Source organism: Actinomyces sp. ZJ308 (genome assembly GCF_011752065.1).
Classification (GTDB): domain Bacteria; phylum Actinomycetota; class Actinomycetes; order Actinomycetales; family Actinomycetaceae; genus Actinomyces.
In genome coordinates this window covers 172,940-186,095 of sequence record NZ_JAAIJY010000003.1, presented here as the reverse complement: position 1 = coordinate 186,095, position 13,156 = coordinate 172,940, and the positions used below count along the sequence as shown (strand labels likewise).

At 70.8% G+C, this 13,156-nt stretch carries 11 protein-coding genes; 5 read left to right on the top strand and 6 right to left on the bottom strand.

What is annotated here, in order from left to right; genetic code table 11:
- Nucleotides 1-7: 7 nt before the first annotated feature.
- Nucleotides 8-628 (bottom strand): DUF5998 family protein, encoded by a 621-nt coding sequence (locus HCR68_RS02740; RefSeq protein ID WP_208320480.1) that lies wholly within the window; start codon nt 626-628, stop codon nt 8-10.
- A gap of 150 nt (nt 629-778) precedes the next feature.
- On the opposite strand from HCR68_RS02740, the gene HCR68_RS02735 reads away from it, so the two are divergent.
- Both HCR68_RS02735 and HCR68_RS02730 read left to right on the top strand, forming a co-directional pair.
- A complete protein-coding gene (locus HCR68_RS02735; protein ID WP_167145947.1) occupies nt 779-3,337 on the top strand; it encodes a DNA topoisomerase (ATP-hydrolyzing) in 2,559 nt (852 codons plus the stop codon).
- Between the two features lie 71 nt (nt 3,338-3,408).
- Nucleotides 3,409-5,052, top strand: coding sequence for an amidohydrolase family protein (locus HCR68_RS02730; protein WP_167145945.1), 1,644 nt, complete (start codon nt 3,409-3,411; stop codon nt 5,050-5,052).
- A 29-nt stretch (nt 5,053-5,081) separates the two neighbouring features.
- Here HCR68_RS02730 and HCR68_RS02725 read toward each other — a convergent pair whose 3' ends face one another.
- The 3 genes from HCR68_RS02725 to HCR68_RS02715 form a co-directional block, all read right to left on the bottom strand.
- Nucleotides 5,082-6,134 (bottom strand): GNAT family N-acetyltransferase, encoded by a 1,053-nt coding sequence (locus HCR68_RS02725; RefSeq protein WP_167145943.1) that lies wholly within the window; start codon nt 6,132-6,134, stop codon nt 5,082-5,084.
- A gap of 147 nt (nt 6,135-6,281) precedes the next feature.
- Nucleotides 6,282-8,534 carry a DNA topoisomerase IV subunit B gene (locus tag HCR68_RS02720; protein WP_167145941.1) on the bottom strand — a complete coding sequence of 751 codons (2,253 nt, stop codon included), beginning with the start codon at nt 8,532-8,534 and terminating at the stop codon, nt 6,282-6,284.
- 56 nt (nt 8,535-8,590) lie between these two features.
- Entirely contained in the window at nt 8,591-9,328 is a 738-nt protein-coding gene (locus tag HCR68_RS02715; protein ID WP_243858887.1) for a hypothetical protein, read from the bottom strand.
- 235 nt (nt 9,329-9,563) lie between these two features.
- On the opposite strand from HCR68_RS02715, the gene HCR68_RS02710 reads away from it, so the two are divergent.
- Both HCR68_RS02710 and HCR68_RS02705 read left to right on the top strand, forming a co-directional pair.
- Complete coding sequence (locus HCR68_RS02710) at nt 9,564-9,836, top strand: hypothetical protein (RefSeq protein ID WP_208320479.1); 273 nt, start codon at nt 9,564-9,566, stop codon at nt 9,834-9,836.
- A gap of 201 nt (nt 9,837-10,037) precedes the next feature.
- Complete coding sequence (locus HCR68_RS02705; RefSeq protein ID WP_167145935.1) at nt 10,038-10,448, top strand: rhodanese-like domain-containing protein; 411 nt, start codon at nt 10,038-10,040, stop codon at nt 10,446-10,448.
- 53 nt (nt 10,449-10,501) lie between these two features.
- On the opposite strand, the gene HCR68_RS02700 is transcribed toward HCR68_RS02705, so the two are convergent.
- Nucleotides 10,502-11,404: an arginase family protein gene (locus tag HCR68_RS02700; RefSeq protein ID WP_167145933.1), complete on the bottom strand. Its 903-nt coding sequence runs from the start codon at nt 11,402-11,404 to the stop codon at nt 10,502-10,504.
- Nucleotides 11,405-11,701: 297 nt separating this feature from the next.
- Between HCR68_RS02700 and HCR68_RS02695 the strand changes: the two genes are divergently transcribed.
- Entirely contained in the window at nt 11,702-12,025 is a 324-nt protein-coding gene (locus tag HCR68_RS02695; protein WP_167145931.1) for a hypothetical protein, read from the top strand.
- Between the two features lie 20 nt (nt 12,026-12,045).
- Here HCR68_RS02695 and HCR68_RS02690 read toward each other — a convergent pair whose 3' ends face one another.
- The gene (locus HCR68_RS02690) at nt 12,046-13,074 is read right to left on the bottom strand and encodes a hypothetical protein (protein WP_243858886.1); all 1,029 of its coding nucleotides are present in this window, start codon (nt 13,072-13,074) and stop codon (nt 12,046-12,048) included.
- Nucleotides 13,075-13,156: the final 82 nt, after the last annotated feature.

The following is a 13,156-nucleotide window of genomic DNA, read 5'->3' as shown; positions in this document are numbered from 1 at the left end:
GGTCCCGTCACAGGGAGGCGGCGCGGGCCGTCATCTGGGAGAGCCTGCTGGCGAAGGTCTCGGCGCGGGCCAGGGCGGCCGCGCCCTCGACGCCGGCGGCGACGCGGATGACGACGTCGTCGGGCACGGACACGCCGGTCATGCCGTGGTCGGCCTGGCAGTCGGGGTCGCCGCAGGTGGCCGGTTCCATGTCGATGCGGCGCACCGACCCCCAGGAGACCGCGATCGTCATCTCGGTCAGGGTGCCGCCGCCCTGGGCCGGATCGGACACGCCCCGGGTCAGGGCCATGGAGCGGATACGGCTGAGCGGAACGGCCTCGCTGGTGGCCAGGGCGCCGGGGCTGCCGTCGTCGCGGGGGGCGTCGTCGACGTGGACGATGATGAGGCGGGTGGAGGTCAGTGACAGGACGGTCAGGTGCCGGTGGACGGCCTCGGCGAAGGTGGTCTCGGCCTGGACCATGCCGGAGACGATCTCCTCCTGCCCCGCCGCCAGTCGGAGGGTGTCGAGCACCAGCTCGGGGTAGTAGCCGGCGAGCTCCACCTGCTGCGCCAGGTCGGCGAACGCGTCCTGCGTGGCCTGGGACGGGGCCGGGCCGGCGGCCGAGTTCCGGCGTGAGTGGGTCGTCATGGTCGCCATTGTGCCATCGTCTGCGCCATCGCCGTCGAGCTCGGGCGGCCCCGGTTCCAGGCAGGTCGATCGCTCCGAGCGGGCGCGTCTGACCTGTCACGCCCGGGTGTCGTGGTTTGTTTTCGGCCCGATTCCTCGGACAATGCGCCCATGCCGAAGTCTGCCTCCACCCAGACTCCTCCCCCGACCGACGGGGAGATCGTCGACCTCGACCTGTCCACGGAGATGCGTACCAGCTTCCTGGAGTACGCCTACTCCGTCATCTACGCGCGCGCCCTGCCCGACGCCCGTGACGGGCTCAAGCCGGTGCAGCGCCGCATCCTGTTCCAGATGGACCGCATGGGCCTGCGCCCCGACCGCCCGCACGTGAAGTCCTCCCGGGTCGTGGGCGACGTCATGGGCCGGCTCCACCCGCACGGCGACACCGCGATCTATGAGGCGCTGGTGCGCCTGGCCCAGCCCTTCACGATGCGTCTGCCGCTCATCGACGGGCACGGCAACTTCGGCTCCCTGGATGATGGTCCGGCAGCCCCCCGCTACACCGAGGCGCGTCTGGCCGCGCCGGCACTGGCGCTGACGGCGGACCTGGATGAGGACACGGTCGACTTCGCCCCCAACTACGACTACACGCTCACCGAGCCCGAGGTCCTGCCCGCGGCCTTCCCGAACCTGCTGGTCAACGGCGCGGCCGGTATCGCGGTGGGGATGGCCACGAACATGCCGCCGCACAACCTCGTGGAGGTCGTGGCGGCGGCTCGGCACCTCCTGACCCATCCCGAGGCGAGTCTGGAGGACCTCATGGCCTTCGTGCCGGGTCCGGACCTGCCCGCCGGCGGCATGATCGTGGGTCTGGACGGGATCCGGGAGGCCTACCGCACGGGGCGCGGCAAGTTCCTCACGCGGGCGACCGCCCACGTGGAGTCCGTCTCCCCGCGCCGCAAGGGCATCGTGGTCACCGAGCTGCCCTACATGGTGGGGCCGGAGAAGATCATCGCCCGGATCAAGGAGGCGGTGGGCTCCAAGAAGCTCCAGGGAATCACCGACGTCGCCGACCTCACCGACCGCAGGCACGGCACCCGTCTGGTCATCAGCGTCAAGAACGGCTACAACCCCGAGGCCGTCCTGGCTCAGCTCTACAAGCACACGCCGCTGGAGGACTCCTTCGGCATCAACAACGTCTCCCTCGTGGACGGCCAGCCCCACACCCTGGGACTGCGCGAGCTGCTGGAGGTGTTCGTGCGCCACCGCCTCACGGTGGTCACCCGGCGCACCCGGTTCCGCCTGGGCAAGCGCCGCGAGCGCGCCCACCTGGTGGACGGCCTGCTCATCGCCATCCTCGACATCGACGAGGTCATCGCCGTCATCCGCTCCTCCGACGACGCCGCCACGGCGCGCACGCGGCTCATGCAGGTCTTCGACCTCACCGAGCCGCAGGCCAGCTACATCCTAGAGCTCCAGCTGCGTCGGCTCACGAAGTTCTCGGTCATCGAGCTGGAGAAGGAGCGCGACGAGCTGGCTCGGGAGATCGAGGCGCTTGAGGCGATCCTGGCCGACGACGTCCTGCTGCGGCGCGTGGTCTCCCGCGAGCTGGCGGCCGTGGCCGAGCAGTTCGGCACCCCGCGGCGCACGGTGCTGCTGGAGGCCTCCGGTGAGCGCGTGACGTCGTCGGCAGGCAGCGCGGCAAGCCCGGACGACGCCGCAGGGGCAACCGGCTCCGGCAGCGGCGCCTCCAAGCGGGCCGGCGCCTCCCCGCAGCCGATGACGCTGATGCCGAGCTCGTCCCCGGTTCCACTCACCGTTCCCGACGACCCGTGCCGGGTGATGCTGTCGGCCACCGGTCTGGTGGCGCGCACCCCTGGTGCTGAGCCGGTCGCCCGCACCGGTGGGCGCCAGCCCCATGACGCTCTGACCTCGCAGGTGGCAACCACGGCGCGGGGGCGGCTCGGCGCGGTCACCGACACTGGCCGGCTGGTGCTGCTCGACGTCGTCTCCACCTCGGAGGTGCCCCGCACCGAGGGGGCCCCGGGTCTGGCCGGTGCGACTCCGGTGCGTCAGCTGGTCGACATCGCCCCCGAGGAGAAGGTGGTGGGCCTGGTCCCGGTGGGCTCGGCCGGCGCCCCTCCGATCGCTCTGGCCACGGCCGGCGGTGTCATCAAGCGGGTCAAGCCCGGTGATGAGCCGAGGAACGCCGAGAGCTGGGAGGTCATCTCCCTGTCCGACGACGACCGGGTGGTCTTCGCCGGCACGGCGGCCGACACGGACTTCCTGGCCCTGGTGACCTCTGACGCCCAGCTGCTGCGGTTCCAGGCCGCCAAGGTGCGCCCGCAGGGCCGTGGCGCGGGCGGCATGGCGGGGATCTCGCTGCGTGAGGGTGCCCGGGTCATCGCCGGTGCGGCGGTTCCCGAGGAGCTCCTGGCCGAGGCCGTGGTGGTGACCGTGGCCGGTTCCGAGGGCTCGCTGCCGGGAACCGGCGGCGGGAGCGTCAAGGTCACCCCGTTGGACCGCTACCCGGCCAAGGGGCGGGCCACGGGCGGGGTCCGCTCCCACCGCTTCCTGCGCGGTGAGGACGAGCTCGTGGCCGCCTGGGTGGGCGTGGCACCGGCGCGGGCGCTGCGCGAGGGCGGCAGGCCGGTCGCGCTTCCGGAGGCCGATGAGCGGCGTGACGGCTCCGGTTCACCGCTGCCCTCCCCCATCGTCGGAATCGGCTGAGCGGGTCGCGCGCCTGGCTGGGCCTCCCCGAAAACCGCCCGTGAGCAGGCCGGATGTGCCTAGAGTGGCCCATGGCTGATAGACCGTCCGGCAACCTGCTCATCAGGGACGCACGCATCGTCCCCTTCCGCTCCCGCACCGAGCTGGGTGTGCTGCGCCGTGGCGGTTCGGGCCCGGGTGGTCTGAATGCGCCGTCCTCCCCCGGCGGGCCCGTCGACGTGCGCGTGGTGGGCGGCCGCGTCGTCGAGGTGGGGCCAGGGCTCAGCGCCTCCGGGGCTCGGGTGCTGGATGTGGATGGGGCCTTCCTCATCCCCGGCCTGTGGGACGCCCACGCCCACCTGGACATGGAGGCGGCGCGCTCGGCGCGCATCGACACGCTGGCCACCCGCAGCGCCGAGGAGGCCCTGGACCTGGTGGCCCAGGCGCTGCGGAACCTGCCGGCAGGCTCACCTCCGGCCACGGTCCAGGGTTTCGGGCACCGTCTGTCCAACTGGCCCCGGGTCCCCACCGTGGCCGAGCTCGACGCCGTCACCGGAGACGTTCCCACGCTGCTGATCTCCGGGGACGTGCACTCCGGGTGGCTGAACTCCTCGGCGCTGCGCGTCTTCGGCCTGCCGGAGGCCAGTGCCCAGGATCCCGGGGCGCCGATGAAGGAGGATCCGTGGTTCGCCCTGCTGGACCGGCTCGATGAGGTCCCGGGCACGCGTGAGCTGCGGGAGTCCGGTTACCGGCAGGTCCTGACCGGCATGCTGGCCAGAGGGGTGACCGGCGTAGTGGATATGAGCTGGTCGGAGGATCCCGACGACTGGCCGATGCGCCTGAGGGCCATGGCGACCCGGGGCGTCCTGCCTGAAGTGCTGCCCCGCATCCGGGTCGCCGTCTACCGCGACAAGCTGGAGCGCTGGATGGAGCGGGGCCTGCGCACCGGGAGCGAGCTGGCCGGCTCGCCCCGCCTGGCCGACGGATCCCCGGTGCTGGTGCAGGGGCCGCTCAAGGTCATCGCCGACGGGTCGATGGGATCGGGAAGTGCGCACATGCGTGAGCCCTACCCGGCCGAGCTGGGCCTGGATCACCCCTGCGGCGTGGTCAATATCGACCGTGCCGAGCTCACTGAGCTCATGAGCGGAGCCGGTCGGCAGGGCTATGAGATGGCCATCCACGCCATCGGGGACGCGGCCGTCGACGACGTCGCCGCCGCCTTCGCGCTCTCGGGGGCCACCGGGCGCCTGGAGCACGCCCAGCTGCTGCCTGCCGACGCGCTCGATGAGCCGGGGGGTGCCCTGAGGCGCCTGGTGGGGTGCGGCGTCGAGCTGTCCGTTCAACCGGCCCACCTCATCGACGACTGGGCGGCGGTGGGCCGGGTGTGGCCGGGGCTGGAGGAGCGCACCTACGCCTTCGCGGACATGGTGACCGCCGGGGCCCTGCTGCAGCTGGGATCGGACGCACCCGTGGCTCCGCTGGACCCGTGGCTGGCCATGTCGGCGGCGGTGGGCCGTGCGACACCGGACGGATCGGTGTGGTCACCCTCCCAGCGGCTGACGGCCGAGGAGGCGCTGGCGGCCAGCGTCAACGGGGCCGGCCCGGTGGCGGTGGGCTCTCCGGCCGACCTGGTGCTCCTGGCCGAGGACCCGGTGCGCCTCGGGGCCGAGGCGCTGGCGTTGGTGCGGCCCCTGGCCACGATCGTGGCCGGCGCCGTGGCCCACCAGCGCGCCTGAACCGCGCAGGAAGGTGCGGAACGGCCCTCTTAGACGTCGAGGGCGTAGAGGATGGTGCCGCGGGTGGGCACGTAGCCCAGGGACTCGTACAGGCCCACGGCGCCGCTGGGGTTGTCGGTGTCGACGCCGGCGGCGGCGTACTCCATGCCGTCGGCCGCGTAGGCGCGCATGGCGGCCACGAGCAGCGCGGGTCCGATCCGGCGGTGGCGGTAGTCGCTGAGGACCCCGAGCACGTCGGTGTATCCCTCGCGCCAACCCAGGGCCTCCCAGTCCTGCTCATAGCGGCCCGAGCGCAGGTACCCGGCCACGCGGGCCCGGTCACCGGAGCGGTCCATGGCCACGAAGCTCCACTGGGGGGCGAAGTAGGCGCTACCGGCGGTCCAGTCCTCGGGGGTGACGTTCTCGGCCTTCCAGGTCTCGGCCATGGCCTGGTCGTAGGCGCGCCGCACGTCGCCGTCGATCTCGGGGGTCCAGGGGTCGATGGTGATGAAGCCGTCCAGGTCCACCTCGGGGATCGCCTCGCCGAGGAAGCGACGCACCTCGCGGTACCAGCGCATCGGCTCGAAGCCCATGTCCCTGAGGTGTCCCTGCATGCGCTCGTCGTCCTCCATGACGGTGGTGACCACGTGCGCGGGTACCTGGGTCGCGCTCCTGCCCGGTACGGAGCCGGCCCGCTCGGCGCCCACGAGGTGGCGGGCCCGCTCGGCCTGCCAGTGCAGGAGGGCCCGGCCGATGCCGCGCTTGCGCACAGCCGGGTCCACGGTGCCGGTCATGGAGGCGTAGATCTCGCCGGCCGGGCGCAGCCGCACCAGGCCGAAGGCGCGCATGACGCCGTCGGCGTCGCGGCCGGCGACCCCGGAGTAGGTGGGGTCGAGGAAGTACTCGGCCGTCTCCTGCTCACTGGTGCGGTAGGGAGGGTTGTCGACCTCCTCGGCCCGAGCGATGAGCGCGGCCAGCTCGTGATTGTCCTCCGGGCCCAGGGGCCGCCAGGACAGCTCACGTGACAGCGCCGAGCGGGGACCCGGACGCAGGATGGGCCACGGCGAGGAGCCTGCTCGGCGGATACCGTAACCGGGTGCCATAGCGCACCTCCCTCATAAGGACGAAAGAACGACGAAGAATGACGGCGGACCGATGATGCCGCTGATGTCGTGCCCCGGCCACCGACGGGCCGTGACACGAAGGTTACCGAGACTACCTGAAGGAACTGCTAGAACCTGACGCTTTCGTCAGGCGTCAATGCGCTCGCGATCAACGTCACGGGCGCCTTCGACGATGAAGTCGCGGCGGGGCTCGACCGACGAGCCCATGAGGAGCTCGAAGACGGACTCGGCCTCCATGACCTGGGCCTCGTCCCCCAGCGTGATGCGCCGCAGGGTGCGGTGCTGGGGCTCCATGGTGGTCTCGGCGAGCTGGTGGGCGTCCATCTCCCCCAGGCCCTTGTAGCGCTGGGGCTCCTTGAAGCTGCGTCCCGAACGCTCCAGACGGCGCAGGGTGGTGACGAGCTCCTCGTCGGAGTAGGTGTAGATGATCTCCTTCTTGCGCCGCCACGAGCCGGAGACCTCGATGCGGTGCAGGGGCGGGACGGCCGCGAAGACCCGACCCGCCTCGATCATGGGCCGCATGTAGCGGAAGAAGAGGGTCAGCAGGAGGGTGCGGATGTGGGCGCCGTCGACGTCGGCGTCGGTCATGAGGATGACCTTGCCGTAGCGGGCGGCCTCGAGGTCGAAGGTACGCCCGCTGCCGGCACCGACCACCTGGATGATGGCCGAGCACTCGGCGTTGCGCAGCATGTCGGCCTGGGAGGCCTTCTGCACGTTGAGGATCTTGCCGCGGATCGGCAGCAGCGCCTGGAACTCGGAGTTTCGCGCGTTCTTGGCGGTGCCCAGGGCGGAGTCGCCCTCGACGATGAACAGCTCGGAGGCGGAGACGTCGTCACTGCGGCAGTCGGCGAGCTTGGCTGGCAGGGAGGAGGTCTCCAGGGCAGTCTTGCGGCGGGTGATCTCCTTGTGCAGGCGCGCCGAGACGCGGGCGCGCATCTCCCCGACGATCTTCTCCTCCAGGGCGCGGGCCTGGGTCTTGAGGTCCCGTTTGGAGGAGGTCAGCAGGGCGGTGAGCTCGCGCTCGACCACTTTGGAGACGATCTGGCGCACGGGGCCGGTGCCGAGCACCTCCTTGGTCTGGCCCTCGAACTGGGGCTCGGGCACGCGCACGGTGATGACGGCGGTCAGGCCCGCCATGATGTCGTCCTTCTCGACCCGGCCGTCCTTGGAGGTGATCTTCAGGGCCCGGGAGTCGGCCTCGATGCGTTTGCGCAGCACCCTGGCCAGGGCCTGCTCGAAGCCGGTCAGGTGGGTGCCGCCCATGGGGGTGGCGATGATGTTGACGAAGGAGCGCTCGGTGGTCTCATACCCGATACCCCAGCGCAGGGCGACGTCGACGATGCAGGTGCGCTCGACCTCCACGGGCCGCAGGTGGCCGCTGGCGCGGTCGAGCTGCTGAACGGTCTCGGTGTAGGTGCCCTCGCCGGTGAGGCGGAAGGTGTCGGTGACCGAGCCGTCGGAGGCCAGGAAGTCGACGAAGTCGGCGGTGCCGCCCAGGGCCTGGAAGACCTCGACGCCGTCATCGTCGCCGGTGTCGAACAGGTCGCCGCGGTTCTCGGTGGCGTTCTTGGCGGCCGCCCGCAGGGAGACCTCGTGGACGGCGTCGTCGGTCTCACCGGCGTCGGCGGCGGGCGTGTTGGAGGCGGCGATGGCCTCGGCCTCGGGGCGCCGGTCCTCCAGGCGCAGGGTGAGCCCGGGCACGAGGAAGCTGGTCTGGCGCAGCCGGGCGCGCAGGGCGGCGGCGTCGTACTCGGTGGGGCGGGGGAAGATCTGGGGGTCGGCCCAGTAGCGCACACGGGTGCCGGTCACGCCGCGGCGCACCTTGCCGATGACGCGCAGCTCGGAGGCCTTCGTGAACTCGGTGAAGGGCGAGGAGGGGCTGCGCCCGGCGGAGTCGTCGAAGACGCCGGGCTCGCCGCGGTGGAAGCTCATGGCGTAGGTCTTGCCGCCGCGATCGACCTCGACGTCCATGCGCTCGGCCAGGGCGTTGACCACCGAGGCGCCCACACCGTGCAGGCCGCCTGCGGCGCCGTAGGACCCGCCGCCGAACTTCCCCCCGGCGTGCAGCTTGGTGTAGACCAGCTCGACACCGGTCAGGCCGGAGGAGGGCTCGATGTCGACGGGCACACCGCGCCCGTTATCACGCACCTCGATGGAGCCGTCGTCGTGGACGGTCACCGAGATGTCGTCGCCGTGCCCCTCGAGGGCCTCGTCGACGGCGTTGTCGACGATCTCCCACACGCAGTGCATGAGGCCACGCTGGTCGGTGGAGCCGATATACATTCCCGGGCGCTTGCGCACGGCCTCGAGCCCCTCCAGGACGGAGAGGTGGCGGGCGGAGTAGTCGCCCCGGCTGGTCTTGTTCTCGGATGAGGGCACGCCGGGAATCTAGCCGATCAGCGCAGCCGGCGCCTTGTGCCCCGCCGCGAGTCCGCTCACTGAAGCGGGAGGGCCGGGCTCACCCGGGCGCTGCCAATCCCCCGGTGGGCCTTGCCCAGGCGGAAGCGCACCCGCTTCTTGAGCACCGTGCCGGAGACGGCCCGGCCGTCCACCAGCCCCTCGGCGGGGAGGAGGGTGAAGGTCCACCGCTCGGCGTAGTCGGAGTCGGGAACCAGGCCGGGCGGGCACTGCAGCAGGCGGGCGCCCCAGACCTGGCGGGTCATGAGGGCGCGGGTGTCGACGCCGTCGACCTCGAAGCGCTCTAAGGGGGCTGAGGTGATGTCCTGATGGCTTCCCGCCGAGATCCCGTACTGGCCGACGACGCCGACCAGTACCATCCAGCCGTCGCGCTCCAGCGTGAGTCCGCTCAGGTCGATCCCCTCCCCCATGGCCGGGTCGACGAGGTCCTCGACCAGGTCGGGCTGCTGGCCGTGGCGGATGCGAGGATCCACGGCACCGCGGGTGTCGAGCCGCTCCACGGCGGGGATCGCGAGCAGCCCGTAGTCGACGTCGTCGGCGAAGCGGAAGGAGGCGAAGTGCTCGCGCAGGCGGGCCACCGCGCGCTCGGCCCGCTCCCAGCCGGCACCGGCGCCCTCGTCCAGGCACTCGGTCACGACCCGGGCGGGCGGCCGCAGCCCCGTTGCGTCCAGCCTCTGGCGGAGAGCCGCGTTGGTCGCCCAGCCCGAGCGCTCCAGACGCGCGATCTCACGGTCACGGAACTCCTGCACCGACATCACGGTCCTCCTGTCTCTTTCTTCTCCCCGGTTCCCTCCCGTCGACGCCGCCTCCACGGCGGCCCCGAGACGGCCCCGAAGCGGCAACGACGTCACTGAGGTCTCCAGCATCCGCCCGATCGGTCGGTTCTACGGTGAGGTGCGCCATGACGGCGCTGCGCCGTGGGCGAAAGCTCGTGCGCCTCAGGCGGAAACGGTGCTTTCGGACGGTCGGGAGAGCCCCGGACGTGATGCAATGCGGTCCATGAGCACAACCGGAACCTCGACCGCCGCCCAGGCGGTGACCACCCTGGACGAGCAGACCGCCTCTGCCACCGACTCCTCCGAGCGCCCGCTGACCACAGCAGACCGCTGCGACGTCTGCGACGCGCAGGCCTACGTCCGAGTCGTCATGCTGACCGGCGAGCTGTTCTTCTGCGCTCACCACGCCCGTCGGCACGGGGAGAAGCTCAAGGAGGTCGCCCTGCTCTTCCAGGACGAGACCGCGAGCCTAACCGCCGGCAGCTGACGTGGATTTCTTCACTGAAATTCACGTCGCGGTTCGCTGAGTATCACTGCCGTTATCACCGGAAGCCGTTTATCCTCGTCTCCGAGGCCCTGCCCCTGTTCCCGCCCCGAGTCTCCCGGCACAGAGCCTTACGCTGATCCAGCGTCCCACCCGCTCCCACCCAGGCTCGACGAAGCCGCGTGACTCCCGAAGGAACCCTCTGTGAAACGCCCCATCCGCGTCCTGGCCGTCTCCACTCTGCTCGTCTCCTGCGGTGCGCTGGCACTGACCGGATGCTCGGGATCCACCGACTCCAGCGCCTCCGCCACGGCGCACACCACCCCGGCGGACGCCAAGGCGACCGGCCCCGTGGTCATCATCGACCTGCGCTCGGCCGACGAGTACAAGCAGGGGCACCTGGAGGGGGCCGTCAACTACGACTTCTCCTCCGGTGACTTCTCCAGCCAGATCTCGGGCTTGGACCGCAACTCCCAGTACCAGATCTACGGGAGCGACGACCAGCCCAAGATGGCCAGCGCCGTCATGCGCAACGCCGGTTTCCCCAGCGTCACCGACCTGGGAACCATTGACGCGGCGAAGAACACGACCGGCGCGAAGATCGTCACCGACTGAGGCCGGCCGGGCCGGCCGCCCTGCTGGCCGGTTCGACGCCCTGCCCCACTTCCTCACAGAAGCGGCAGCCCCTCCAGGAGGTGGGTGAGGGCGACCACCTGCCGGGGCACGTACTCGGCGATCGTCAGCCCGACGACGTCGGCCACCCGCCCCAGGTCCTTGACCAGGCGGTTGGTCTGGGCAGTACTCAGGCCCCCGCGGTCGTAGCCCAGTCCCAGACGGACCTCGTCGGCGTCCACGGTGTCGACGTCGAGGTGGATGGCTACGCGACCGCACCCGGTGGTCCTCAGCCATGTGAGCAGGGGCGTGGTTGAATCGCGCAGATCGGCGGGGCTGAAGGCATGCAGTCCCCACTTCGCGATGTTCGGGTAGTCGTCCTCGGTCCAGGAGTGCAGGCCCGCCAGGGCCACGCGGGTCGGGGAGACGAAGGCCGCCAGCTCCTCCATCACCTCGGGGTCGCCGACGCCGATGATCTGGGAGACCGCCATGGCGTGGTAGCCGGGGTACTGGGAGTGCGCGGTGCCGATGTCCGGGTGGGAGTCGATCCAGACGACGGCCAGGTCCTGCCCGTAGCGGGCGGCGAGCTCGGTGAAGGGGACGACGGACACGGCGCAGTCCCCGCCCAGGGTGAGGATCCTGGCGGCGTCGTGCCGGGCGATGGCCGCGCGGGCCTCGCGGATCCCGGCCAGGATCTGGGCGCGCGACTCCATGCCGTCGGTGATAAGCACCTCCTCGCCTGCGGGCTCATCGCTGACGGGGACGATCTCCGTGGGGCCGGGGTGCTCGGGCAGGACGGCCGTGAGCACCTGGGTCCCCAGTGCGTACACGCGCCGCGCCTCCCCGTAGGGCAGGTCGGGCAGGAGGCTGCGCACCGAGGACTCCCCCGCCCCCTGCCACTGGGGCCAGACGAGGCGGAGAGTGTCGGACTGGGCAAGGGCGGTACGTGCGTGAACCATCTCAGCGCTCCTGAGTGAGAACATCTCCCGTTCTACAGCCTACGAGCCCGGGCTGTGCACCACCTGACTCAGTCCTGAGTCGCACGAGGAGATCAGGAGGACGCGTCGGTAGATTCGGACGCCGCCGAACGGCCGATCAGATCGGCACTCTCCTCGTGGTGCCGGTGCACACTGCACGGGCCTTGGGCGCTGCTGGCGTACTCAGGCATCTCCCCGGCAAGTGACAGACCCCGCCTCCATCATGGGTGAGGACGCACCGCCGCGGGATCGACGAGATGATCAAGGAGAGAAACGGGTATGAACCGGTACTCAAAGGTCAGGACCGACCTTGACGGCACCCTATCCGTCAGCGCCCTGACTGCTGCGGTTGCAGGCGCAGTCCTGCTAGTGCCCATACCATTCATCGGAGTACCACTGGCTCTCGTCTCCCTGGTCATGGGCATCGTGCAGGTGCGCAGCGCTCGCCGGAACAGGCGCTTCGCATGGGCGGCCGTGGTGATTGCCTCAGCGACCCTGGTTGCGACCCTAGTGCTCGCCGCGACTCTTCTGACCGTCAGCTCGACGACGCGCTCCGACCCGGTGCAGACCGCGCCGTCGGTCTCAGGAGGCGGCCAAGGCTGATGCCCTGAGGCGGGCGCTGGTCAGTCTCCGGCGGTCGCGTCCAGCATGGTCTTGACCGCCTCGGTGAAGTAGGGGCCGCGGTTCACCCCGCCCAAGGGCCGCCACAGGGAGGTCAAGGAGCGCACGTAGCCGAGCCCGGTGGCGTCGTCGTAGCGGTAGAGCCAGGGCCCTCCCGAGGCGCCGAAGCCGAAGTCGCAGCCCTCGGTCCTCACCTTGCCCTCCGACTCCTCCGTGGTCCTGACGCAGGAGTGGATGGTGCCACGGCCGTCCGGGTTCGTCTTGTTGTTCGGATACCCGAAGATCGTGGCGTGGAAGACGTAGCCGCCTCCCCAGGCCAGCCCGTGACCGCCGACGACGTCGACGATCGGCTTGTTCGCGTCTCCGCCGTCGTTGAGCGTCACGTAGGCGACGTCGTTGCGGTAGTCGGTCTGATCGGCTCGCCAGCTGTCGAAGGTGCGCATCGACCGGGCCGTCCAGACTCCCACCGGATCCGGATCGGCCTGGGTGCGGTCGTAGTCGGGGACGAAGACCGCATCCTTGGCCCAGCCTTCCTGAGCGCTGTAGACGCAGTGAGCGGCGGTGATGATAACGCTCCTGGACGGCGTGTTAAGGACCGAGGCGCTGCAGTAGACGTTGTCGGCCTTGTAGCCGTTGAAGAACAGCTTGCCCTTCGTCCTGGCGGGCAGGGCCGTGCCTCCGTCGGCAGCCGGAGCGACGGGCTCGGTCGTTCCCGCCGGATCCGTCGAGCTGGAGCTGTCCCCGTCGTCTGCGGCCGCCGGCCGCTCCTGGGCGGGATCGTCGGCCGCATCGGCGTCCAGGGGCTTGGCCGCGGCCATGCGCTCGTGCGTCCAATAGCTCAGAACATCCTGGTCCGCCTCATGGCTCGCCTCGGCCGCCGGCCGTTCCTCGGGGATCGTCGCGGCGTCCTTGCCGAAGCTGGTGGGTGCGGTTACCGCCGTCGAAGCAGCCCCTGTGCCTCCGCTCGGTCCGGTTTCTGCACCGTGAGCCGGGGTGGTGAGCAGCGGCAGAGGGATGAGGCCTGCCGTCATCAGCACAAGGACAGGCAGGAGAGCTGCTCCCCTGCCTGAAAAAACAGATGTGTCTTTCATTGGTCAACTCCCATGGAGGCGG